This is a genomic window from Rhodovibrio salinarum DSM 9154 (genome assembly GCF_000515255.1).
Lineage (GTDB): Bacteria > Pseudomonadota > Alphaproteobacteria > Kiloniellales > Rhodovibrionaceae > Rhodovibrio > Rhodovibrio salinarum.
This window is the reverse complement of sequence record NZ_KI911559.1, coordinates 116,519-139,765: the sequence shown is the minus strand read 5'-3', so window position 1 is coordinate 139,765 and position 23,247 is coordinate 116,519. Positions and strand designations below refer to the sequence as shown.

General features: G+C 65.4%; 19 protein-coding genes. 7 read left to right on the top strand and 12 right to left on the bottom strand.

Annotated elements, in window-relative coordinates; translation table 11 throughout:
* Positions 1-45 precede the first annotated feature (45 nt).
* Entirely contained in the window at positions 46-936 is an 891-nt protein-coding gene (locus RHOSA_RS0100605) for a LysR family transcriptional regulator (RefSeq protein WP_027287163.1), read from the bottom strand.
* 114 nt (positions 937-1,050) lie between these two features.
* Between RHOSA_RS0100605 and RHOSA_RS0100600 the strand changes: the two genes are divergently transcribed.
* Complete coding sequence (locus tag RHOSA_RS0100600; RefSeq protein ID WP_027287162.1) at positions 1,051-2,178, top strand: NAD(P)/FAD-dependent oxidoreductase; 1,128 nt, start codon at positions 1,051-1,053, stop codon at positions 2,176-2,178.
* Here the strand turns inward: RHOSA_RS0100600 and RHOSA_RS0100595 are convergent.
* Positions 2,175-3,500 (bottom strand): NAD(P)/FAD-dependent oxidoreductase, encoded by a 1,326-nt coding sequence (locus RHOSA_RS0100595; protein ID WP_027287161.1) that lies wholly within the window; start codon positions 3,498-3,500, stop codon positions 2,175-2,177. The genes RHOSA_RS0100600 and RHOSA_RS0100595 overlap by 4 nt on opposite strands.
* A 212-nt stretch (positions 3,501-3,712) precedes the next feature.
* Between RHOSA_RS0100595 and RHOSA_RS0100590 the strand changes: the two genes are divergently transcribed.
* On the top strand, positions 3,713-4,210 hold the full coding sequence (locus RHOSA_RS0100590) for an Lrp/AsnC family transcriptional regulator (RefSeq protein WP_027287160.1): 498 nt from the start codon (positions 3,713-3,715) through the stop codon (positions 4,208-4,210).
* 10 nt (positions 4,211-4,220) lie between these two features.
* On the opposite strand, the gene RHOSA_RS0100585 is transcribed toward RHOSA_RS0100590, so the two are convergent.
* From RHOSA_RS0100585 to RHOSA_RS0100545, 9 genes are all read right to left on the bottom strand, one after another.
* Complete coding sequence (locus RHOSA_RS0100585) at positions 4,221-5,876, bottom strand: ABC transporter ATP-binding protein (RefSeq protein ID WP_027287159.1); 1,656 nt, start codon at positions 5,874-5,876, stop codon at positions 4,221-4,223.
* Positions 5,876-6,724, bottom strand: coding sequence for an ABC transporter permease (locus RHOSA_RS0100580; protein WP_027287158.1), 849 nt, complete (start codon positions 6,722-6,724; stop codon positions 5,876-5,878). The genes RHOSA_RS0100585 and RHOSA_RS0100580 overlap by 1 nt, the downstream gene beginning before the upstream one ends.
* Entirely contained in the window at positions 6,721-7,674 is a 954-nt protein-coding gene (locus tag RHOSA_RS0100575; protein ID WP_027287157.1) for an ABC transporter permease, read from the bottom strand. Before RHOSA_RS0100575 ends, RHOSA_RS0100580 begins: the two co-directional genes overlap by 4 nt.
* Before the next feature lie 93 nt (positions 7,675-7,767).
* Positions 7,768-9,381 carry an ABC transporter substrate-binding protein gene (locus tag RHOSA_RS0100570; protein ID WP_027287156.1) on the bottom strand — a complete coding sequence of 538 codons (1,614 nt, stop codon included), beginning with the start codon at positions 9,379-9,381 and terminating at the stop codon, positions 7,768-7,770.
* Between the two features lie 71 nt (positions 9,382-9,452).
* Positions 9,453-10,175, bottom strand: a complete 723-nt coding sequence (locus RHOSA_RS0100565; RefSeq protein ID WP_027287155.1) for an HAD-IA family hydrolase — start codon at positions 10,173-10,175, stop codon at positions 9,453-9,455.
* A gap of 191 nt (positions 10,176-10,366) precedes the next feature.
* Positions 10,367-11,566, bottom strand: a complete 1,200-nt coding sequence (locus tag RHOSA_RS0100560; protein ID WP_027287154.1) for an IS256 family transposase — start codon at positions 11,564-11,566, stop codon at positions 10,367-10,369.
* Between the two features lie 540 nt (positions 11,567-12,106).
* Positions 12,107-13,036 (bottom strand): 2-hydroxyacid dehydrogenase, encoded by a 930-nt coding sequence (locus tag RHOSA_RS0100555; protein ID WP_027287153.1) that lies wholly within the window; start codon positions 13,034-13,036, stop codon positions 12,107-12,109.
* 7 nt (positions 13,037-13,043) lie between these two features.
* Entirely contained in the window at positions 13,044-14,411 is a 1,368-nt protein-coding gene (locus tag RHOSA_RS0100550) for an aspartate aminotransferase family protein (RefSeq protein WP_437123682.1), read from the bottom strand.
* Between the two features lie 25 nt (positions 14,412-14,436).
* Complete coding sequence (locus RHOSA_RS0100545) at positions 14,437-15,264, bottom strand: GNAT family N-acetyltransferase (RefSeq protein ID WP_037255420.1); 828 nt, start codon at positions 15,262-15,264, stop codon at positions 14,437-14,439.
* A 446-nt stretch (positions 15,265-15,710) separates the two neighbouring features.
* On the opposite strand from RHOSA_RS0100545, the gene RHOSA_RS0100540 reads away from it, so the two are divergent.
* A complete protein-coding gene (locus tag RHOSA_RS0100540) occupies positions 15,711-16,376 on the top strand; it encodes a haloacid dehalogenase type II (RefSeq protein ID WP_037255417.1) in 666 nt (221 codons plus the stop codon).
* 11 nt (positions 16,377-16,387) lie between these two features.
* Positions 16,388-17,665: an NAD(P)/FAD-dependent oxidoreductase gene (locus tag RHOSA_RS0100535; protein WP_027287149.1), complete on the top strand. Its 1,278-nt coding sequence runs from the start codon at positions 16,388-16,390 to the stop codon at positions 17,663-17,665.
* A gap of 75 nt (positions 17,666-17,740) precedes the next feature.
* Here the strand turns inward: RHOSA_RS0100535 and RHOSA_RS0100530 are convergent, their stop codons facing one another.
* The gene (locus RHOSA_RS0100530; protein ID WP_027287148.1) at positions 17,741-19,216 is read right to left on the bottom strand and encodes an aldehyde dehydrogenase family protein; all 1,476 of its coding nucleotides are present in this window, start codon (positions 19,214-19,216) and stop codon (positions 17,741-17,743) included.
* Positions 19,217-19,463: 247 nt separating this feature from the next.
* On the opposite strand from RHOSA_RS0100530, the gene RHOSA_RS0100525 reads away from it, so the two are divergent.
* The 3 genes from RHOSA_RS0100525 to RHOSA_RS0100515 all read left to right on the top strand — a co-directional run bounded on the left by RHOSA_RS0100525 (position 19,464) and on the right by RHOSA_RS0100515 (position 23,245).
* On the top strand, positions 19,464-21,503 hold the full coding sequence (locus RHOSA_RS0100525) for an oxidoreductase (RefSeq protein ID WP_051431659.1): 2,040 nt from the start codon (positions 19,464-19,466) through the stop codon (positions 21,501-21,503).
* Positions 21,504-21,675: 172 nt separating this feature from the next.
* Positions 21,676-22,554 carry a DMT family transporter gene (locus RHOSA_RS19490; RefSeq protein WP_169816577.1) on the top strand — a complete coding sequence of 293 codons (879 nt, stop codon included), beginning with the start codon at positions 21,676-21,678 and terminating at the stop codon, positions 22,552-22,554.
* Between the two features lie 172 nt (positions 22,555-22,726).
* Positions 22,727-23,245 (top strand): RNA polymerase sigma factor, encoded by a 519-nt coding sequence (locus tag RHOSA_RS0100515; protein WP_027287146.1) that lies wholly within the window; start codon positions 22,727-22,729, stop codon positions 23,243-23,245.
* Positions 23,246-23,247: the final 2 nt, after the last annotated feature.

Sequence of the window (23,247 nt, the reverse complement as noted above, 5' to 3'; positions counted from 1 at the left end):
CGCACGTCAGCCAAGTCGGATGCGCGAGAGGCTTATAAGTATGACCTATGATTCCTGGTGGCTGGCGAACGCCGTCCGCAGACACCCCAGCAGCGCGCGGTGGGGGGTCGACAGCGTCGCGTCTTTCGACGTCAGCAGCGTCACTGGCAAGCGCACCTCCGGCGCCAAGGGACGCACCTCCACGCCGGTGAACCGGCTCCAGGGCATCAGCCCGTCCACCACTGCCGTGCCCAGCCCCTGCTGTACGAAGGGGAGAGCGGAAATCGAGGCGTCGATTTCGATCTCTGGCATGAAGGAAAGCCCCGCCTCGGCCGCCAGCCGGGCCAGCCGCCGCCCCGGCAATGTCGGCTGGCGGTAGGAGATCAAGGTCTCCGCCGCAAGGTCGTTGAGCGTCAGCGTGGTCTGCGCCGACAGAGGGTGTCCTGCAGGCAGCAGGCAGACCATCGTAACCGTGCCCAGAAGCTCGACATCCAGCCCCGGTTGCGGGGCGTCGTTCATGGCGACGGCGATGCCGGCGTCGCCGTCGCGGACCATCTGGGTGAGGTTCGCAACGGGGCCCACCATCGAGCGCAGGACAACCTCAGGGTGACGCGCACGAAAGGCCGAGATCGCCTCCGGCAGGAAGCTCATCGAGGGCGGGGCGGATGCGGCGAGCCGGACCAGCCCGACCCGACCGGCGCGCATGTCCGCCACCCGCCGGCGCAGCGCATCCAGGCCCGAGAAGACACGCTCCGCCTCCTGGTAGAGTTCAGTCGCGGCCTCGGTCGGGTGTAGTCGCCCCTTCGCCCGCTCGAACAGGGAGATCCTCAATTCATCTTCGGTGTGACGTAAGATCTGGCTGAGCGCAGGTTGGGAAATGTTGAGCTCCCGGGCCGCGGCGGTGACGGTGCCTGTCCGCATGACGGCACAAAAGACCTCCAACTGACGTGCACGCATGGCTATCCCTCACATCCTGATCCAGAAGCTTGGCTTATGCTATCCCTTCAATGCCGTCTTGGACCAGTGCGCACGCGCCCGTCAGATTGGGCGTCAGGCTGCAGGAGGGCGCGCATGGACACGATCGTCATCGGCGGCGGACTGATGGGCGCGGCGACAGCCTTCTTCCTCGCGCGGCGCGGCGTACAGGTGACTTTGATCGAGCGCCGGCGCGTGGGTCAGGGGGCGACGGTCGCGAGCTTCGGTAATATCCGCAGGCAGGGACGATTCCTGCCGCAACTGCCGCTCGCCCACCGCTCACGGATGCTTTGGGGCGAGCTGCATACGCTGTTGGGCCAGGATGTCGAGTTTCGCGCCACTGGTCATCTCCGGCTCGCCTTCGAGCCGGAGGCCATTGCGGACATGGAAGCGCATGCCGCGGAGGCCCGGCCGTGGGGACTCGAGCTGGAACTCCTGGAACCGCGCGATATTCAACGCCGCTTTCCCGGCTTGGGGCCCGGCGCGCGGGCGGCGTCCTTCTCCCCCCACGACGGGTCCGGCAATCCCCGGCTCATCGCTCCGGCCTTTGCCCGCGCAGCCTCGGCCCTCGGCGCGCGGATCGTGGAAAACACGGAGGTCACTGCGATCCGGCATGACCGTAGGCGGTTCGGGATCGAGACAAGCAGCGGGACCTTCATGGCCGAGCGCCTGGTCGTCGCCACGGGCGCATGGGGCGCCGACATGGCGGCGCGGTTCGGCGAGCCAGTCCCGCTCGAAGCGCACGGACCGCAGATGGGCGTGACCGAGCCGTTGCCCCATCGCATCCAGCCGGTCGTCGGGGTCTGGACCCGACACAAGGAAGCCGGCGTTTATTTCCGCCAAGTCGAGCGCGGCAACATCGTCTTCGGCGGCGGCAAGCGCGTGCCTGTCCCCCTGGATCCGGGCTTCGCACGGCCCGATCCCGCGCTGCTCGCGCAGCAGCTTCCCCACCTGCTACGGCTTTGTCCGGCACTGCAGGCCGCGCAGGTCATTCGCACGTGGTCGGGAACCGAAGGCTACGTTGCGGACATGCTGCCCGTCATGGGACCCAGTGTCCGGGTTCCTGGCCTGTACTATGCCTTCGGCTTCTCCGGACACGGGTTCCAGATCGGGCCGGCGGTCGGCGACGTGATGGCCGAGCTGATTGCCGAGGAGCGGACCGAGACGCCGATCGCACCCTTCTCGATCGCGCGCTTCGCCCAAGCCATACCGGAGCCGGCCTAGAATTCCGATACCTTGCCCCAGGCACCGCTGCCAAGACGCGCGAGGGCGTATTGCTGATACTCCAGAGCCGGCGTTGCGCCGGTAACGAGGTCGGCCACCAGGTGCCCAGCGCCGGGACCGATGCCGAACCCATGCCCGGAAAAGCCCGCCGCCAGGACAAACCCCGGCAGTGTTTCAGACTTGTCGATCACCGGCACCCCATCCGGCGTGCTGTCGATATAGCCAGCCCATTCGGCCTGCACCCCAACGGAGCCCAGCGCCGGCAGCAATCGCCGGGCGCGCGCAAGAATCTCGCGCAGCGCCTGTCGAGACGGCCAGGGGTCGAGAATGCGCGCTGCCTCCATCGGGGTCGGCTGATCGAGTTGCCAGCGGCGACGGCTTTCATGGCCCCAGCCCCAGCCCTCCAGGTTGCCGGGCGACAGCAGCCGCCAGCGCTTCGCGAGCATTGGCAGGAAATGATGGGCGAAGCGGAATTGTTGCGGGGTCGGATCGACATTGGCCAGGCCCGACACAGCCAGGTTATAGCCGCCATCGCCACGGCGCGTTATGGAAACTTGCGACGTGTGAAGTGCGTCCGGCAGTCCGTCCACCCCCGGCATGAGCGACAGGGCGGAGGAGCGCACCGAAGACTGCGGAAACCGAACGCCAAGTTGCCGGCAGAAGCTCGAGGCCCAGGCCCCGCCTGCAAGCACTACCTGCGAGGTCCGGATGCGCCCGCTTTCCGTAACGACGGCCGAGACGCGGCCGGCTTCCAGTTCGAGACCACGTGCGGCGCAAAACTGGTGGACACTGCCGCCGCGGTGCATCACGTCCCGCGCGATCACCGGGGTGGCACGCGCGGGGTCGGCAACGCCGTCACTGGGGGAGAAGACGCCGCCTCTCCAGGGCTTTGCCGTGGTGTGACCGCGCTCCGTGGCTTCGCGCGCCCCGAGGATGTGGGTCGTGACCCCGTAGTCTGCGGCCATGTCCCGCCATGCCGCCCATCGTGCGATCTCGGCGTCGTCGTCGGATAGATAGAGCAGGCCGCAGCGGCTGAAGCCCAGACTTTCGCCGATCTCGGCCTGCATCTCCTCCCAGAGCTGGAGACTCTTGGTGGCCATCGGGAGCTCGCGCGCATCGCGGTTTTGCTGGCGACACCAGCCCCAGTTCCGGCTCGATTGCTCGGCGCCGATGCGCCCCTTTTCGACGAGAGCGACATGGACGCCGCGTCGCGCCAGAAACCAAGCCGCCGAGACACCGACGATGCCGCCGCCGATCACGACGACATCCGCGTGGGTTGGAAGGTCTGGGCTGCTCTGGACGGTCAAAAGAGGGGCAGGCAAGGGGAACTCCTGTTCGACGATGCCGACAAAGTTAGCCGTCCTGTGAGGCAGATTGCTTCGAAGTCGCGAGGTCTATAGCATTTCATATCATAGTGCTTTGAAACCCAAGCCGTTGCGTTGCGTGGGAAAAGGAGGAAACGGATCACACGTTGCGAGACGTGTTGAGCAGGCGTCTGCAACATTGTGCTGTACTACCTCGGAAGGAAATGGCGATGAACGAGCGGCCGAAGCTCGACCGTATCGATCTGAAAATTCTCTATGAACTGCAACGCAACGGGCGGGTCAGCAATGTCGAGCTTGCCGACCTCGTGAACCTGTCGCCCAGCCCCTGCTTGTTGCGGGTGAAGAAACTGCAGTCCGCCGGCTATATCACCGGTTATTTCGCGCAGATCGATCTGGCAAAGCTGGGGGAGACACTTACGGTCTTCACCGAGGTTACCCTCAAGAACCACCGGCAGATCGATTTCGTCCGGTTTCAGGAGGCAATCGAGAAGATCGATTCCTGCGTCGAATGTCATCTTGTGTCAGGCGGGTACGATTATCTGTTAAAATTCGTTACCGCCGGTATCATCGACTATCAACAGACGATGGAACTTTTGATCGAGAGCGAGGTCGGTATCGATAAGTATTTCAGCTTCGTTGTCATCAAGTCCCCCTTCGTCAAGACGCACGTCCCCCTGACACGCATCTTTAGCGATATCGTCGAGTAAGCAACTGCGCTCAGCGCTGCGCGAGTTCGCGCAGCGCGGGATCGTCCTCAAGTCCGTCGAGCCAACCGGTGTCGAGCTGAGGCACCGAGGAAATCAGGAGGCGGGAATACTCGTGGGTCGCGCCGTGGCGCATCTGCGCCGCTGGCATGCGTTCCACGGTCTCGCCGTTCAGCATCACCATGACATCGTCGCAGATCGCCTCGACCGTGGAGAGGTCATGGCTGATGAAGACGTAAGACAGGTCGAGCGCTTGCTGCAATTCTTTGAGCAGGTCGAGGATGGCCGCGGCGACCACCGTGTCGAGGGCGGACGTGATCTCGTCGCACAAGATGACGGAGGGGTTGGCGGCCAGCGCGCGGGCCAGATTGATGCGCTGCTTCTGTCCGCCGGAGAGTTCGCCGGGAAGCCGGGAGCGCAAATGCCGGGGAAGGTGGACCATGTCCAGAAGCTCGTAGACGCGGTTCTGGCGCGCCTTGCCCCGAAGCCCATGATAGAAGGTAAGCGGTCGACCGAGGATGGCTTCAACCGGCCTTCGCGGGTTGAGCGCGGTATCCGCGAGCTGGAAGACAATCTGCATCTGCCGCAGCTGCTCTTTCGTCCGCTGCTTGACCTCTGGGGCCAGCTGTTCGCCGGCGAAGCGCACACTTCCCGATACCTGCGGCAGAAGCCCGGCAAGACAGCGCGCAAGTGTCGATTTACCGCTGCCTGATTCGCCAATCACACCCAGGTTGCGCCCAGGCCAGAGCTCGAGTGATACGTCCTTAAGCGCGACCACCGCCGGCATCCCGTGCGCCTGTAGGCGGCCGTAGCCCGCAACCAGCCCGTCGGCTTCGAGCACCGGTTGGGCGGCGGACATCGCGGCGCGGTCCTCGGTGTGAGGCACCGGGGCCACGGCGGCGACCAGCGCCTTGGTGTAGTCATGCGTGGGCGATTCGAGGATCTGTTGCGTCCGCCCGGTCTCCTGTATCTCGCCGTCCTTCAAGACGACGATACGATCGGCGATCTGGGCGACGACGGCGAGGTCGTGGGAAACATAGATGCCGGCCATCCGGCTCTGCGTCATGACCGACTTGAAGGCCCGCAGCACCTCGATCTGTGTCGTGACGTCGAGGGCTGTGGTCGGCTCATCGAAGATCACCAGGCGCGGGTTGCCGATCAGCGCCATCGCCGCCGACAGGCGTTGCAACTGGCCCCCCGAAACCTGGTGGGGGTAGCGTGCGCCGATATTGTCGGGATCGGGCAGGGTGAGGGCGCGGAACAGCTCCACCGCCTTGGCACGGGCCTCGTCCGGGCTCATCAGCCCGTGGATGTTCGAGACCTCGATCACCTGCGACATGATGGTCTGGGATGGGTTGAAGGCAGCCGCGGCCGACTGCGGCACGTACGAGACCTCGGTACCGCGCAGTGCTTGGCGTTCCCGTTCGCCCATCGCATAGACGTCGTGGCCGTCGAGCCGCACCTCGCCCTCGGAGACGAAGCAACCGTCGCGTTGGTAGCCCATCACCGACAGGGCGATCGTGGTCTTGCCGGAGCCGCTCTCACCGATCAACGCGACGATCTCGCCCTCGGCGATGTCGATGTCGACCCCTTGGATGATCTCCACGACGCGATTGGCGTCCGTGCGGGCTTTGATATGCAGATCGCGGATTTCTACTAGATTGCTCATTAGGCGCTCCGGTCTCTGATCTTCACCGGCAGGTTGTCGATCAACATGTTGACCGAGATCGTCAGGCTCGCGATCGCGAGGGAGGGAAAGATAACCGCAGGGGCCCCGAACGGGAGCCCACCGATATTCTCTTTCACGATCGCGCCCCAGTCGGCATAGGGCGGTTGGACGCCCAGGCCGAGAAAGGACAGCCCCGAGAGCACCAGCACGATGAAGACGAAGCGCAAGCCGAAATCGGCCAGCACCGGACCGACGATGTTGGGCAGGATCTCGGACCAGATCAGGTAGCTCGTTTTCTCGCCCCGCGCGCGGGCAACCGTTACAAAATCCATCGTGTTGATATTCACCGCGAGCGCCCTTGCGAAGCGGTAGGCACCCGGCGAGTAGATCACTGCCAGCGTCCCGATCAGAACGGGGAGCGAGGAGCCGATGGCGGCCACGACCACAAGGCCGAACATCAGGTGCGGGATGCTGTTGAGCGCATCTAGGAAGCGTGACAGCCCGGTATCGAACCAGCCGCCCGCCACGGCTGCGATCATACCGAGCGTGACGCCGATGAAGCAGGCCAGCGTGGTGGCCGCCAGGGAGATGCCGACGGTGAAGCGTGCGCCGTAGAGCACGCGGGAAAGGACGTCGCGCCCCAGATAGTCCGAGCCCATCCAGAATTGTGAGGAAACCGGTCCAAAAAAGTCCTGATCGACGATGGCGCCCACCGAATAGGGCGCCAGGAGCGGCGCCAGAAGGGCCACGAGCCCCCAGAATAGGACGATGGTTGCCCCCGTGATGCCGACGGCGTTGAACCGGATGCCGAGGCGCGCGGGGGTTATGGGCAGGCGTCGCGCGATCATGTCCGCAACCTCGGGTTGGAGACGATGGCAATGATGTCGGCGAGCGTCACGAGGGTGAGGTACGCCAAGCAGAAGAGCATTGCGCATGCCTGGATGAGGGGCAGGTCGCGGGTCGAAACCGCGTCGACCATCAGCTTCGCGACGCCCGGATAGCTAAAGATCGTCTCGACGATGATCACGCCGCCGAGCAGATAGGACACCGACAGCGCGATGGCGTTGGCGATCGGTCCCAGGGCGTTGGGGAGCGCGTGATGTAGCACGACGCGTCGTCGCGAAGCCCCCTTGAGGCGCGCCATTTCAGCATAGGAGGTGTTGAGCGTGTCGATCACAGCGGCCCGGGTCATCCGGATCATCTGCGCCGAAACCACGAAGCTGAGGCTGATCACCGGCATCGCGTAGACGCGCAGGATATCGAGGATTCCGTCGACTTCGCGGGAGAAGGAGAGCGCTGGCAGCCAACCGAGGTAGACCGCGAAGATCAGCACCGAGGCGGTCGCCACCAGGAACTCAGGCACGGAGACGACGCTCACCGATATAACAGAGACGATCCGGTCGTAGAGGGAGCCCCGATACGTCGCCGCTGTGATGCCAAGCGTCAGCGCAACCGGGACAGAGACCAAGACCGTGACCGCCGCGAGCTGAAGCGAGTTCGCGAGCCGGCCCGAGATGAGCATCGCTACCGGTTGATCGTTGACGTAGGAAACCCCGAGATCGCCGCTTAGCAGGCCACCGAGCCAACTGAGGAAGCGAAGGGCCGCCGGCTCGTCGAGGTTCATCGCTTCGCGTAGGCCCTTGACCGCTTCGGGCGTTGCGGCCTGGCCCAGCATAATCTGTGCGACGTCGCCTGGCAGAAGCTCGGTCGCGAAGAAGACGACGAAGGAAACGATGAGCACCGTCACGAGCATGACGCCAAGGCGGTGCAGCACCATGTTTCCGATTTGGCTGCGCATTAATCCTCCGATTTGGTCGGACGACTGACTTGGGCTGACTCCCCGGGCACGGGTCGCATGCCCGGGGAGCGTCACAAGCAGGGGGCTTGGTGCTTAGGAGTCGAGCCAGACCCGCTCGGCGAAAGCGTAGCCCATGAAGTTGCCGAAGGGATGCGGTTCGACCCCACGAACCCGCGTGTTATAGCCATCCAGCTCCGACAGCCAGGCAGGGATGGCGGTCCCGGCGTCCTCGGCGATCATGCGCTGCATCTCGTGATAGATCTCAGTGCGCTTGGTCTCGTCGAGCATGCCGCGCGCCTCGATCAGCATACGATCGAACTTCTCAGACTGGTAGCTGCTTTCGTTCCAGGGCGCATCAGACTTGTAGAGCAGCGAGAACAGGATATCCGGCGTCGGCCGCGGGTTGATGTTGCCGAAGTGGATCGGGTCCTTGAGCCAGTAGTTCGACCAATACCCATCCGCCGGCACGCGGTTGACCTCGAAGTTCATGCCGATCTCGCTGCCGGCTTGCTGCAGGAGCACCGCCATGTCGATCGAGGCGTTCGCCGCATCCGAAGCGGTGAGTGTGATCTTCTTGCCAAGCACCCCGGCCCGATCGAAATGGTGACGGGCACGCTCGGGATCGAAGGGCTTGGGCTTGAGTTCGTCGTTGTAGTAGCGGTTCGAGGGCGGCACCGGCTGGTCGTTGGCGACGATCCCGAGGCCCCGGCGTACCGACTTCACCGTTTGCTCCCGGTTCAGCAGATACTTCATGCCCGTGACGAAATCCGGATCGTTGCCGGGCGCCATGTCGAGCCGCATGTTGAGATTCGTGTAGTTGCCGGCCGTCGAACTCAGCGTCTCGACTTGCGGATTGCTGTCCAGGAGACGGGTCGCGCGGGGGCTCAGCGAACCGACGTACTGCACATCTCCGGACATCAGGGCATTGAGCCGCGCGCTATCGTCGGCAATCCCGAAGAATTCGAAGCTGTCGAGATACGGCCGGTTCTCCTTCCAGTAATTCGGATTGCGCACCAGGATGGAGCGGACGCCGGGCTCGAACTCCTCGACCATGAAGGGGCCGGTGCCGTTCGCCGTGCTGAAGTCGGTCGTGCCGTCGGCAATGATCTGGAAGTGATGCAGCGACATGAGGATCGGCAGGTCGGCGTTCGGCTCGGAAAGCACGATCCGAACATTCAGCTTGTCCTCGGCGGTGATTTCGCTCATCTGCTTTGCCATCGACGCGACCTGGGAGCCGACGGCGTCGTCCTTGTGGCGGTTGAACGAGTAGACCACGTCCGCCGCTGTGAGCGGCTTGCCATCATGGAAGGTAACGCCGGAGCGCAGCTTGACGGCCCAGGTCTTGGCGTCATCGCTCTCGACCGATTCGGCGAGTTCCATCTCGATCTCGCTATTACCGTTCAGATAGGTCAGACGGTTGTAGATCGAGCAGATCCGCACATAGTCGGTGGAAAGCTGCGCTTTTGCCGGGTCGAGCGTGTCGGCGGTCGAAGACGACCAGCCGGCGGCGCGGAGGCTGCCGCCGTGTTTCGGTTCCGCGGCCAGAACTCGGCTGGCTCGGCCAATCAGCGTGCCGCCGACGGTTGCACCGATGCCGCCGGCCAGCAGCATCTGCAGGAGTTCGCGACGGCTCGCGCCGCGGCGCAGTGCATCCTCGACCATCCGGTCATGCTTGTTGGTCCAGTTCGAAGGTACCCTGTCCGTCATTTTTTGCTCCTATTGCAGGTCGTTGTCGTCCCTGCCCGCCGGTTCTGTTGCCGGCTTCGGACGATGGGGTGTCAGCCCCCGCGATGGGCGGCGTCGGCCGCGTCGGCCAAGGCTCGCATCGAGGGGAAGTGATAGTCGGGCTCGGTGAAGCTTTCCGGCGCGATGGTGCCGCCATAGCCGCCCTTGCCTTGCCGGCGCTCGATCCAGCAGTTGGTCAGACCAAGACGGCGCGAGACACCAATGTCGTGGTGCTGACTCTGCGCGACGTGCAGAATCTGCTCTTTCTGAAAGCCGGCTTCCGAAATCTTCGCGAGGACGTGGTGGAAGAACGCCGGGTCGGGCTTCTCGGTCCCGGTCTCGTCGACGGTGACACTGAACCAGAAGGGGTCGCCGAGCCGCTGCGTGAAGCGCTCAAGCGCCCATCGGCGTGCGTTGGTCATGGCCACAAGGCGGTAGCTGCGCGCAAGCCTTGCCAGGGCCTGGGCGCTGTCCTCGAAAGCGGGGGAGGCGGCGACGGCTTCAACCATGCGCGCGCCCAGGGTGTCGTCAGAAGGGAGGCCGAGTTGCGGGGCGATGCGGGCGTAACAGCGGGCGAGGTCGTCCGGGAAACGCCCGGCATCAGGCGCGTAGCGTTCGGCGCGGTAAAGAGACAGGGCGGTCTCGCCGTCGAGTTCGACCCCGTGTTCGCGGCCGATCGCGCGCAATCCTTCGACGATCCCGGTTTCGAAGTCGATCAGCGTTCCGACGACGTCGAAGGTCATGACGTTGAATTCGGCCAGTGCGGTGTCGGTCACGGTTCCGTCCGTCTCCCTGTCCTCGATAGAAGCGGTCTGCCCAGTGTGGTTCGCGCCACTCTTGGGTCTGTGAATACGCTCGATCCCCTCAGCCTGCTATTGAGACGGCTTTAATTTCCGAAGATCGTGCCCCATAGCGTGGTGTAAGAGCCGCGGCGTCGATGCGTTCCCCGGGTTGGTTCCGTCGGGGTTCAGGTGGCGACGGCGGCCAGCAGAGGCACGTTATCTTCGCTGACCTCGCTGATGGTGGCCAGCGTCATGTAGCGGCATCGCTGGACCGCCCATTCGTCGTTCTGCTCCATCAGGATCGCCCCGACCAGGCGAGTGATGGCCGCCTCGTTGGGAAAGATCCCGACGACGTCGGTGCGCCGCTTGATCTCCGCGTTGGTGCGCTCGATCGAGTTGGTCGAGCTGAGCTTGGTCCAGTGGTTCCGCGGGAACGTCATGTAGGCGAGGACGTCCTCCTCGGCCTCGTCCATGATCGCCGCGAGCTTGGGCAGCTTGGGGCGCATCTGGTCAGCGACTTGGCGCCACTGCACTTTGGCCGAGGCGGCATCGGGCTGGGCGAACGCGGTGCCGATGAATGCGGCCACCAGGCGCCGGCCCTGTTTGCCGGCGTGGGCCAGGATGTTGCGGGCGAAATGCACACGGCAGCGCTGCCAGGTGGCGCTCAGGACCTTGGTCACAGCCGCTTTCAGACCCTCGTGCGCGTCCGAGACCACCAGCTTGACGCCCTTCAGGCCGCGCCGGCGCAGCTTGCGCAGGAACTCGACCCAGAAGGTTTCCGCCTCGGAAACACCGATGTCCATGCCCAGCACCTCCCGCCGGCCGTCGGTGTTCACGCCGATGGCGAGCACGACGGCGACCGAGACCACCCGCCCCTGCTGGCGTACTTTGACGTAGGTCGCGTCCAGCCAGAGATACGGCCAGTCCCCCTCCAGCGGCCGGTTCATGAACGAGGTGACGCGCTCGTCGATCTCCTCGCACAGCCGCGAGACCTGGCTTTTGGAGACGCCGCTCATCCCCATCGCCTTGACCAGCTCGTCGACCGAGCGGGTGGAGATGCCCTGGATGTAGGCCTCCTGGATTACCGCCGTGAGCGCCTTTTCGCTCATTCGCCGCGGCTCCAGGAACCCGGGGAAGTAGCTGCCTTGGCGCAGTTTCGGGATACGCAGCTCGACCGTGCCGGCGCGGGTCTCCCACATCCGGTCTCGGTAGCCGTTGCGCTGAGTCAGCCGATCCGGACTGCGCTCGCCGTGGGCCGCGCCGGTCTTGGCCTCGACCTCCAGCTCCATCAGGCGCTGCGCGGCAAAGCCGATCATCTCGCGCAGCACGTCAGCATCGGGCTGCTTGGCCAGCAGGGTCTGCAAGGTCATCATATCGTCGGTCATCGTGGATCTCCGGGTGTTGGTTTGCGTTTGGCAACGAAACCTTACCGGGGAAACGCGATGACCACCGCTATGGATAAGTCGGCCGCCGCCGCCTGACTCGTGGCGGTCGCTGCGGCGGCCGACTTACCCACAGCTCCTACACCACTCGGCGGGACACGACCTTTCCGAAGTGTGACACAGTTACGCACCACGATTGGGCGGAACGGCCCGGCCTTACCAGCAGATCGTGCCAATTCGCCCGGGCAGAACAGAATTTCCTTCACCCTCGCAAGAGACTGGCCGGAAATTGACCGGATGATGTTCGCTTGTTGCGCATCTTGAATTGTGTTCGCAATAGATTGACACACAACATTTTGACCGGGGCCTCGCGGGGCGTCAGAACGCCCAAATGGGTGCTGCGCAAGGGGCTTGAGCGATCCTGAAAAGGCGCTTTGTGGACATTTATGCCGCCACCCCGCTTCCCCGGTCGCCGGCATGCCCCTACTGATTCGTCCCGTCGTCCGGCGACAGGCCGGCATGCCAGAGCATCAAGCGGGAGGCTCAATAACCGCGTGCCCGATCCACGAGTCCCTCGGGGGCCTGACCTGATTCGTGCGCACGGATTGCAGCCACAGCGGAATATGCGCCTTCCTCGGAATCGGTCACGGTGGCGACATGCGGGGTTAGGAGGATGCGGGGATGGTGCCAGACCGGATGTCCTTGCGGGAGCGGTTCCGGATCGGTGACATCGAGCATCGCGCCGGCGAGGTGTCCGGTGTCGAGCGCGTCGATGAGCGCGGCGTGGTCGAGCTGTTCTCCCCGCCCCGTCATGACCAGCCGGGCGCCTTCTGGTAGCTGCGAGAGGGTGCGCGCGTTCAATAGGCCGCGCGTCTCATCGGTAAGCGGCAAAAGGCAGACGAGGATGTCGCAGCGCGCGAGGAAGGGCGAGAGCTCGTCGTGTCCGGAATAGGTCTCGACGCCCGCGATGGCGTGGGGGCTGCGCGCCCACCCGGCGAGCCCGAAGCCGAACGGCCGGAGCGCTTCCAGAGCCGCGCGGCCAAGCGTGCCAAGGCCCATCACGCCGACCGTCCGGTGTCGGGCGAGGACGGGGTGGCCGGGCGCCCAGGTTTCCGCGCGCTGCTGGACGACGAAGCGGGCGAGATCACGGTGCATCGCCAGCACGCCGAGGCAGACGTATTCGCACATCATGGCGCTGAGGCCGGGCGTCACGGTGCGCACGACCCGCACGTGGTCGGGCAAGGCTTCGAAGTCGAACTGATCCACCCCGGCGCCAACAGACAGGATCATTTCCAGATTGGGGAAGGTCCCAGCTGGGTCGGGGGGCGCCGTCCATGTCGCGAGATAGCGGACGTCCGCGGGATCATGCACCGCATCCTGTCCTTCCAGGAAAGCCAGGTGCGGTAGCTCCTGGGCAAAGATGCGCCGCCAGACCTGGCCGCGCTCAGCATCTGAAAGGTAGAGCAATGCCATGTCCGGTTCAGGCCATCGCCTGGCGGATATCCGGATCCTCGAGCGTCCGGTCGAGGACGCGGGCCGTGATCTCGACGATCCGGTCGATCTCCGCTTCCGTGCAGCAGAGCGGCGGGGCAAAGCCCAGCACGCCCGAGGGGAAGGCGCGCAGGAGCACGCCCTCTTCCCAGGCGCGGTCGAACAGACGCTGGCCCGGCTCGGCGGCGGCGGGCAGTGGTGTCCGGGCTGCCTTGTCCGTGACGAGTTCGATCGCCGCGAGCATACCCTTCCCGCGGACCTCGCCGACCAACGGATGCGCGGCGAGCCCCTGCAGCCCGTCAAGCAGGCGCGTGCCCATGCGCCGGCCGTTTTCGAGCAGCCCATCCTCATAGAGGCGCAAGACCTCAAGCCCCACCGCCGCACTGACGGGGTGGGCGGAGTAGGTGTGGCCGTGGCCGACCGTGTGGCTGCCGGCGCCATCGGCGATCGTCGCATAGACATGTTCGCGCATGAACACGGCGCCCATTGGCACGTAGCCGGAGGTTAGTCCCTTTGCGACGGTCATCAGGTCAGGGATGACGTCCTCGTCCGCTGATGCGAACAGCGGTCCGGTTCGGCCAAAGGCAGTGATCACCTCATCTGCAACGAACAGGACGTCATGCGCGCGGCAGGTCTCGGCCATGGCCTTCAGCCAGCCTTTCGGGGGCACGATGACGCCGCCCGACCCCTGGATCGGCTCGACGAAGAAGGCGGCAACACGCTCGGCGCCAAGCTCAGCGATTTTATCGCTCAGCGCGCGCGTCGATGCGTCGATGATGGCCTGTGGGTCCTCGCCTACTGGATTGCGGTAGGGATAAGGCGACGGGATCTTGTGCTGCCAGTCGAGTGGTACGCCGAAGCCTTCGTGAAAGGCCGGCAGGCCCGTCAGCCCCGCCCCGACGGTCGAGGAGCCGTGATAGCCCTTCTCGATCGAGATGACCTGGTCCTTGCCGGGCATGCCGCGTGCTTGCTGGAAGTAGCGGATGAAGCGCAAGGCGCTGTCCACCGCGTCAGAGCCGCCGAGCGTGAAATAGATGTGGTCGAGGTCCCCCGGCGTACGCTCGGCCAGCGAGGCGGCGAGGCGGATCGCCGGTTCCGACCCCAGGCCGAAATAGCCGGTCGCATAGGGCAGGCGGCGGAGCTGCTCGGTAGCCGCCTCGACGATGCTTTCCTGTCCGTAGCCGGTATTGACGCACCAAAGACCAGCGAAGCCGTCGACGAGTTCGTGACCCTCGGTATCCGTGATGCGGGCGCCGTTGGCTGAGCGCAGCACCCGAACGCCGGCGGCTTCGTGGCCGCGAAAGGACGTCACGGGGTGGATAAGATGGTCTCGGTCGAGTTCCGGAAGTGAGTTCATGGACATGGCTGTAAACCGCTCGCTGTTATCCAAGAGCCTGGCTGGTCAAAGCGTGGACAGTCGCTTCGGTGGACGGCAGAGGATGGCCTGGGAGCCGCATCATCAGCCCGCCACCGGCGTGGAGAAGGCCGGTTTCCTCCAGCCAGCTCCCCATCTGCGTGGGCTCCGGCACGTCGATCCGGGCGAAGGCCCCTGGACATGCGGCGAGATGATGCGCGGTCAGCGCCTGGGTGTCCTCTATATGACTTGCGATGATGGGACCCACGACGTGGCCGCGGCCGAAGGGGCGGCGAAAGCCAAAGGCCGCGATCCTCCCCGCCCGGCGAATGACGGCAGCAGGACCTTGGTCGATCAGCGCCGACAGGAGCGCGCTTCGCATCCCCCCGCTGGCCGCGTGATCCAGGTCGACCAGCTCCGACAGGTCGTGCTGGTCCGCCGGTTCGACGCCGCCAGGGGCGCGTACTTGGCCGACGGTGCCCTGGTACTGCGCGATCCGGACCAGGGGGCGGAAGCCCAGCCGCTCGTAAAGCGGTCGCCCGGCCTCGGTCGCGACGAGTTGCAGCGTGCGGCCCTCGCGTGCCTCGAGCAGCGCGTCCATCAGGCGCCGGCCGACCCCGCGTCCGCGCATCCGTTCGTCGACGATGATCATGTTGGCGGCCCCAAGTGTGGGGCCGTAGGGCGTGAGGAAGGCCGTGCCGACCACCTGCGCGCCCTCCAGCGCGACCCAGCCGCGGGAGAGGATCCGTATGAGTTCCCAGTCCTCTATCCGATGCGGCCAGCCGACCTGCTGGGACAAGGTCAGCGCGGTGTCGAGGTGACCCACCTCGAATGGGGCGAGCGTGATTGGCGTCATGACGTCTCCATCGGTGTCATCACGATGAGTTTGCGAGCGTCGCGCTGGCAGGTGCGACCGCATTCATTCCGAACGGCACAGGAATCGGCTGAAGAACTCCGCACCTTGCCGCATCATATGCCAGCGAAGGGGCGACCCGGTTCGTTCGAAGGAGCCCAGCCAAGCGCAGCGCTAGTTAGACGGACGGCGGTGAGATCGGTCGTCGTGCTGTAGACCGCCGGCCGACCGGGTGGTCGCGCGGCGTACAGCTTCGGATCGTGATTTTGGTCGAATGAGGGGCCGTGCGCGGCTGCATCGGGATGGCAGTGGCTGTCTTGGCATGTATCAGATTTGGCATTTTCTGCCGGAATGCTGGCGCCTTTGCACAGATGCCGCGACGCCCAGGGGGCTAAGGTTCATCGTCGGAGCGTTTGCCTTCATCCGTCGAGCAACTGACAGGACCGACCATGACCTTCCGCCCCAAGTTCATTACCTTTGACTGCTACGGCACGCTAACGCGCTTTCAGATGGGCGAACTCGCCACCGAGATTTACGGCCCGCGCCTCTCGCCCGAGGCATTGCAGGCATTCATCAACGATTTCCGCGCCTATCGCTTCGACGAGATTCTCGGGGACTGGAAGCCCTATGAGCAGGTTCTGGTCAACGCCGTGGAGCGGACCTGCCGGCGCCACGGCGTGGCGTTCGATGAGGCCGAGGCCCGGCGCTTCTATCAGGCTGTGCCGACCTGGGGACCGCATCCCGATGTTCCCGAGGGCCTGGCCCGCGTAGCAGAGGAGTATCCGCTCGTGGCCCTGTCCAACGCGGCGGACGAGCAGATCATGTCCAATGTCGAAAAGCTGGGCGCCCCTTTCGCGCATGTCTTCACCGCGGAACAAGCCGGCGCTTATAAGCCGCGCCTTAGGGCGTTTGAGTACATGTTCGATCAACTGGGCTGCGGGCCGGAGGATATCCTGCACTGCTCCTCTTCATTCCGCTACGATCTGATGTCCGCCCACGATCTCGGGATCCGCAATAAGGTCTGGGTTAACCGGGGGCACGAGCCGGCAAATCCTTTCTATGGCTATACCGAGATCCCCGACATCCGGGGGCTGCCGGCCGTCGTCGGCCTCTGACCATGAGGGATATGAAGCTGACTCCCTACTGGCGCGACACCGCCCCTCGTTTCACGGGGGCGGTGCCGGGCCCGGTCGAAGGGCGGTTCGATGTCGCGATCGTCGGCGGCGGCTTCACCGGGCTTTCGGCGGCGCGCGCGCTTGCAAAGGCCGGCGTCAGTACGGTGCTGCTCGAGGCGCATGATGTCGGCCATGGCGGGTCGGGACGCAATGGCGGGCATCTGAACAACGGGCTTGCCCACAGCTACCTTGCGGCGAAGACCGAGCTCGGGGCAGAGCGCGCGAAGGCGCTCTATCAGGCATTCGATCGTTCCGTGGACTTGATCGAATCGATCGTCGCCGAAGAGCAAATCGATTGCGCCTTCCGCCGTTCGGGCAAGTTGAAGCTGGCCTCGAAGGCGGGCCACTTCGATGCGCTGAAGCGCAATTTCGAGGCCGTACATCAGGAGGTTGATCCCGATACCGATCTGCTTTCGGCCGAGGATTTGCGCACCGAGGTCGGAAGCGGCGGCTTCCATGGCGCCATGCTGTCGCGCAAGGCGGGCATGATGCACATGGGGCGCTACGTCACCGGCCTCGCCGAGGCGGCGGTCCGTCACGGTGCATCGATCTACGAGAACGCCCCGGTCACCGACCGCAAGCGCGAGAATGGCGGGTGGCGGCTCACGACGCCGAGGGGCGAGCTTGTCGCGGAGCGCGTGATCCTCGCCACTAACGCCTATACCCACGGGCCCTTCAGCTATTTCCGCCGACGGCTCGTCCCCGTCGGCAGCTTCGTCGTCGCGACCCGCCCCCTCAGCGAGGCGGAGGCGGCACGCACGCTGCCCGGCGATAGGACCTGCGTCACGACCAAGAATATCGGCAACTATTTCCGGCTATCGCCGGATCGCCGGCTGATTTTTGGCGGTCGCGCGCGGTTTTCCGCGACTTCGGATGCGGACAGCGAGTCCCGTTCCGGTGCCATCCTGCAGGCGGGGCTGGGGGAGATTTTCCCGCATCTTGCGGGGATCGAGATTGATTACTGTTGGGGCGGACTGGTTGGCATGACCCGCGACCGGTACCCGCGCGCTGGCGAGGCCGACGGGGTCGCCTATGCCATGGGCTATTCTGGGCACGGCGCGCAGTTCTCGAGCCTGATGGGAACGATGCTGGCCGACATGGCGCTTGGCCGTGCGCCGGAAAATCCGCTCGCGGGGCTCGACTGGCCCGCAATTCCGGGGCATTTCGGAAAGCCGTGGTTCCTGCCGGCTGTCGGGCTCTATTACCGTTTGCTGGACCGGCTACGCTAGGCGGGCAGAAGCAAACGGTCGTAGGCATCGGGGATCAGGCAATGCCGTACCCTGACACGACCGCTTTCGCGAATATCAGTCTGTCCCGATGTCCATGAGCACGGTCTTGTGCCGGCAGTTGGCGATATAGGCCTCACGCCCGAGGTCCTTGCCGATGCCGGAACCGCCATACCCGCCCGTCGGCATGATATGATCCTGCGAGCGGCCGTAGCGGTTGACCCAAACCGTCCCTGCCTCGATCCGCCGTGTCATCCGCATCGCGCGGTTCAGGTCGCGGGTGAAGACGCCGGCGCAGAGCCCGTATGTCTCGTGGTTGGCGTGGTGGAGTGCGTCGGCTTCGTCGGTGAAGGTCTGAAGCGTCAGGACAGGGCCGAAGATCTCCTCACGCACCGCTGGATTGTCGGGTGTGATGCCGCCAAGGATCGTCGGGGCATAGAACCACCCCTCCTGCCCCAGCCGGGTCCCGCCGCTGACGATCTCGGCCCCTGCGCTGACGCTTGCAGAAACGATGCTCTCGATACGGGCGATTTGGGTTTCCGAGATGATGGGCGAGTAGCTGCTCTCCTCTGACCAGGTCGCACCGGGGCGTTTGCTCCCCATGATCTCGGAGATCTTCTCCGAGAGTTCCTCTGCGACCTCCCGGGCGACGAGGAGGCGCGAGCCTGCGACGCACACCTGGCCCGCGTTCGCCACGATCCCGCGCGCCACGCAGGCGGCGGCGAGGTCGAGGTCGGCGTCCGCGAAGACGATCTGGGGGCTTTTGCCCCCCAGCTCGAGCGTGACCGGCTTAACGCCGCTGCGTCCAATGGCTTCCATGATCGCGCCACCGGCCCGCGTGGAGCCGGTGAAGGACAGTTTGGCCACGCCGGGGTGTTGCACGAGCGCGTTGCCGGTGACGGGGCCGTCCCCGAGGACGACGTTGACCAGCCCTGCGGGCAAGCCCGCCCGCTCGCCAAGCTCTACGAGCCGGAGGGTCGACAGCGGGGTGACCTCCGAGGGCTTGATCACCACGGCGTTGCCGGCCGCCAGCGCCGGGGCGAGCTTCCAGACCGCCATCGAAAGCGGGAAGTTCCAAGGCGTGATCGCGCCGACGACGCCATAGGGCTCGGGCTGGACCATGCCAAAGCGCGCATCCCCGACCGGCGGCAGAGCGCCTCCTTCCTTGTCGGCGAATTCGGCAAAGAAGCGGATCTGCTCGGCGATCGTGGCGACGTCGCCTTTGACCAGCTCTGCGATCGGGCGGGACGAGCCAAGAGCCTCGAGCCGCGCCAGTTCACCGGCTTCGGCATCGATCAGATCGGCCCAGGCGTGCAGCGTGCGCACGCGTTCGCGGGGGTGGCAGCCGCCCCATCCGCTGGTGCGCCAGGTTGCACGGGCGGTGGCGACAGCCTCGTCCACGATCTGCGCGTCAGCGCACGGGATTTCCGCGTAGGCTTGGCCGTCGGACGGACGCCGAAGCGTCGTTGCGGGTGCTCCCGTGCGCGGGCGGCCGCCGATACGGTGGCCAAGCTCGGGGAGGGTGACGTCGGCTGGGTCGAAGGTGAGCCCCATTGATGTCTCCGCGAGGTGAAAGGCTAGCCTGGGTCTAGCGGACACCGCGCGACAGATTGTGCCGATATGCCGGAACTCAGCCACAGTTTCTGTCCGGTTTGGGGCGAATGCAGCCGGTCCTGCTTCCGGTTCCCGCCTACGCTCGTACGGCATGATCGGCGATCGAAGCGCTAGGTCGTTGCGTATTGGATCGCCGTGTCATGCGAGGATGTCTGGAGCGCGCCTGCCGCGCCCGAACCGACAGCACATGGCCTTAATCAAGATGCGAAAAAATGATCCCCTGCTGACGCCGCTGACCATTGGTCCGCTGGTCCTGCGCAACCGCGTCATGTCGACGAGTCACGCGCTTGGCTTCGTCAATGGGGCCATGCCGGACGACCGCTACAAGGACTATCACGAGGCCAAGGCGCGTGGGGGTATCGCGCTCACCATGTTTGGCGGCTCCGCGAGCGTTTCGCCTGACTCGGGCTCGGTCTTCGGCCAGATCGATCTGAACAGCGATGCCGTCGTTCCCCATCTGGCCGAAATGGCTGAGCGCATCCATGGCCACGGGGCGGCGGCCATGTGCCAGCTCACGCATCTGGGCGGGCGTAGCCATTGGCGGGCTGACAATTGGTTGCCGACCATTGCGCCGTCACGCTATCGCGAACCGCGCCATCGCGGGTTCGCGCGTGCCATGGATCGTGCCGATATCGACCGTGTTGTGCGGGACTTTGGCGAGGCCGGGCGACGCTGCCGCGAAGCTGGACTCGACGGGGTGGAACTGCACGTCACCAGTCACTTGATCGGGCAGTTCTGGTCGCCCGAGGTCAACCAGCGGACCGATGACTTCGGCGGTTCGCTGGAGAAGCGCTGCCGTTTTGGCCTGATGGCGCTCGAGGCGGTCCGCGAGGCGGCCGGCGACGGCATGCTCGTTGGGATTCGAATGGCTGTGGGGGATGGCGAGCAGGCCGCTCTGCCGGACGAGGAGTATGCCGAGATCGCGCGGCTCCACGATACCTCCGGCCTCGTGGATTTCTTCAACCTTTCGCATGGGCGGATCGACACGGAGATCGGGCTCTCCAACTACATGCCCGGGATGCATCTCGCGCTCGCGCCGCAGCTCGCGGCGGTGGGCAAGTTCAAGTCCTTCCTGTCGCGGCCGGTGTTTCATGCCGCGCGGATCAACGACCTCGCCACGGCGCGGCACGCCATCAGCGAAGGTCTCGTGGACATGGTCGGGATGACCCGCGCGCACATCGCCGACCCAGAGATCGTCGCCAAGATCGAGGCAGATGAAGAGGAACGCATCCGCCCGTGCGTCGGCGCGACCTACTGTTCCTGGCAGCGGCGCTGCATCCACAACGTCTCGGTCGGCAACGAGATGACCCTGCCGCACGAGATCGCACCTGCCGAACGGGCCCGGCGGGTCGTCGTGGTCGGCGCTGGGCCTGGTGGGCTTGAAGCCGCGCGCGTTGCTGCGGTTCGCGGCCACCATGTGACGGTATTTGAAGCGGCACCCGAGGCGGGCGGCCAGCTTCGGCTCGCGGCCCGGATGCCGCGCCGACGCGACCTCATTGGGATCGTCGATTGGCGGGTTGCCGAGCTGGGGCACCTGGGGGTCGAGATTCGCTACAACACCTATGCCGAAGCCGAGGACATTGAGGCGCTCGCGCCCGATGTCGTGATCCTTGCGACCGGCGGGCTCCCTGACACGCTCGAAGACACTCTTGGAGAGGACGCGCCTGTCGGCTCGGTCTGGGAACTTCTCGAAACCCTGCCGACGCCGAGCGGCGATTTACTTTTCTACGACGCCGTCGGCACCGTGGCCGGTGCGAGCGTCGCCGAGATGCTGGCCGAGTCTGGGCAGGACATGACCTTCGTCACCCCCGACGACTCTTTCGGCAAAGAGATGAGCTATCTTGAACGTCCGCATGTTAAGCGGGCGCTCTACCGTGCCGGCACCGCAATCCATCCCGATCTGCGCCTGGTGTCCTGCAGGCGCAGTGGCAACCGTGTCACGGCGCGTTTCGTCAACGAGTACACGGGTGCCGAGACGGAGATCGAGGCGGACCGTCTGGTCATCGAGCGCGGCACGTATCCGCTGGACGAACTGTTCTTCGAACTCGCGCCGCGGTCGCGCAACGCAGGCGCGATCGATCCCGCCGCAATGGCCGCGGCGCGCCCCCAACCTGTTGCGCAGGGGGCAGCAGACACCTTCGAGCTCTACCGGATCGGCGACGCTGTGTCCTCGCGTGATGTTCACGCCGCGATGCTCGACGCGAATCGCATTTGCCGGGCGATCTGAACGGGATGCTGGGCTTGGATGCAGGCGCGCCAAGGTGCTGCCCGATAAGCCCCCTCTGGGGAGGGGACGCGCGTTCCCTGGAGTGGGGCAGGCTTGGCGTCGCCTCGGCCGTGGCCCTGCACGGGGGTGGGGCGCCCGTCACGGCCCGATGAGTCTGCGCTTACCGCAGGGGGTGAGCGCGCCGGCGCTTCTCGGTATCGGCTTCATGGTGCTCTCCGGTTTCACCAACACCGTTATGGTGTCGGCGGTGAAGGTGCTGTCGAGCGACCTTCATCCGGCGCAAATCAGCTTCTTCCGCTGCCTGATCGGCCTGATCATGCTGCTGCCGGTGATCTGGCACGCCGGGGGCGCAGCCGTGGTGCGCACGTCGCACCCCTGGCTGCACGTGTTGCGCGGCGCGCTCAACGCTGTCGGGATGTTGTCGTTCTTCTGGGCCGTGAGCCTAGCCCCTCTGGCGACGGTTTCCGCCATCAACTTCACCGCGCCGCTCTTCGCGACGCTGCTGGCAATCCTGATCCTTGGCGAGCGTGTGGGCGCACGCCGCTGGTCAGCCCTCGTTGTTGGCTTTGCCAGCACGTTGCTGATCCTGCGCCCGGGCGGCGAACTGCTTGGGGATGGCGCCTTGTTGGCTTTGGGCGCCAGCGTCGTCTGGGCGGGCGCGATGATCGTGATCAAGCGTTTGACGGAGACGGAAAGCTCCCTATCCATCACCGTGTGGGCGGCCTTCTTCGTGGGGCTCTTCACCCTGGTGCCGGCGTTACTGGTCTGGAAATGGCCGACACCGATCCAGTGGGGCTGGCTGGTTGGGATCGGGGCCTTGGGGAGCGTGGTACAGCTGTCCCTGTCGCGGGCCTTTGCGCTGGCGGACACCAGCGTCGTGTTGCCGTTCGATTTCCTCAAGCTGGTCTGGGCCAGCCTGTTCGGGATTGTGTTCTTCGCCGAGGTGCCGGACCTGTTCACGTGGGTCGGCGGGAGCATGATCTTCGTGAGCTCGGTCTACGTCGCTTACCGCGAGCGCCGCCCGCGAACGACCCCCGAAGGTTACGGCTGAGGGGGAGTGGCCGTTGCCTGTTGGCGCGGCGATTCATTGTTGCGAGTGGTTCGCATTCTCACTAACGTCCATCCCGATTCAAACAGTCAGGTATTCCCGAGGGTGCCCTCAAGCAGGAGCGCGCGGATGGCGACGCGCCGTAGGGAGGCCGGGACGCGGATGGGACGGGAGCATGGGATCCTCGGCGCAGGAGCTTGCGGTGGAGGCGCTATACCGCCAGCATCAGACGGCGTTGCGCCGGTTTCTCGTGCGCATGCTGCGCTGCGAGGAGACGGCGGCTGAGGTGTCTCAGGAGGCGTGGCTGCGTCTGCTTCGCCGCACGCCAGGACGGCCCGTGGAGGAGCCCCGGGCCTATCTGTTCCAGGTGGCCGCGAATGCTGCCCGCGACCGCATGGCGCGGGAGCGCACGCACGCGGGCGTCGTCGACGGCAGCCCGGTACCCGAGGCGGTGGCGTGCTCCGAGCCGGATGCGGAAACCGCCGCCCTCGCGCGGGAGCGCCTTCTGCTGCTGGCCGAAGCCGTGGACGCGTTATCCCCGCGCTGCCGCGAGGTCTTTCTGATGAGCCGGCTTGACGGACTCGCCAACGGCGAGATCGCGGCCCGCCTGGGGATTTCCCGGAACATGGTGGAGAAGCACATCATCCGCGCCCTGGTGCACTGCCGTCGTTGCCTCGACGCCGCCGGGAAATAATT

Coding starts and splice junctions, on each gene's coding strand:
- RHOSA_RS0100590 (WP_027287160.1), top strand. CDS start 3,713: ATGAACGAGCGGCCGAAGCTCGACCGTATCGATCTGAAAATTCTCTAT.
- RHOSA_RS0100535 (WP_027287149.1), top strand. CDS start 16,388: ATGAAGCTGACTCCCTACTGGCGCGACACCGCCCCTCGTTTCACGGGG.
- RHOSA_RS0100530 (WP_027287148.1), bottom strand. CDS start 19,216: ATGGGGCTCACCTTCGACCCAGCCGACGTCACCCTCCCCGAGCTTGGC.
- RHOSA_RS0100580 (WP_027287158.1), bottom strand. CDS start 6,724: ATGATCGCGCGACGCCTGCCCATAACCCCCGCGCGCCTCGGCATCCGG.
- RHOSA_RS0100575 (WP_027287157.1), bottom strand. CDS start 7,674: ATGCGCAGCCAAATCGGAAACATGGTGCTGCACCGCCTTGGCGTCATG.
- RHOSA_RS0100600 (WP_027287162.1), top strand. CDS start 1,051: ATGGACACGATCGTCATCGGCGGCGGACTGATGGGCGCGGCGACAGCC.
- RHOSA_RS0100515 (WP_027287146.1), top strand. CDS start 22,727: ATGGGATCCTCGGCGCAGGAGCTTGCGGTGGAGGCGCTATACCGCCAG.
- RHOSA_RS0100560 (WP_027287154.1), bottom strand. CDS start 11,566: ATGACCGACGATATGATGACCTTGCAGACCCTGCTGGCCAAGCAGCCC.
- RHOSA_RS0100585 (WP_027287159.1), bottom strand. CDS start 5,876: ATGAGCAATCTAGTAGAAATCCGCGATCTGCATATCAAAGCCCGCACG.
- RHOSA_RS0100555 (WP_027287153.1), bottom strand. CDS start 13,036: ATGGCATTGCTCTACCTTTCAGATGCTGAGCGCGGCCAGGTCTGGCGG.
- RHOSA_RS0100605 (WP_027287163.1), bottom strand. CDS start 936: ATGCGTGCACGTCAGTTGGAGGTCTTTTGTGCCGTCATGCGGACAGGC.
- RHOSA_RS0100570 (WP_027287156.1), bottom strand. CDS start 9,381: ATGACGGACAGGGTACCTTCGAACTGGACCAACAAGCATGACCGGATG.
- RHOSA_RS0100540 (WP_037255417.1), top strand. CDS start 15,711: ATGACCTTCCGCCCCAAGTTCATTACCTTTGACTGCTACGGCACGCTA.
- RHOSA_RS0100525 (WP_051431659.1), top strand. CDS start 19,464: ATGGCCTTAATCAAGATGCGAAAAAATGATCCCCTGCTGACGCCGCTG.
- RHOSA_RS0100545 (WP_037255420.1), bottom strand. CDS start 15,264: ATGACGCCAATCACGCTCGCCCCATTCGAGGTGGGTCACCTCGACACC.
- RHOSA_RS0100550 (WP_437123682.1), bottom strand. CDS start 14,411: ATGAACTCACTTCCGGAACTCGACCGAGACCATCTTATCCACCCCGTG.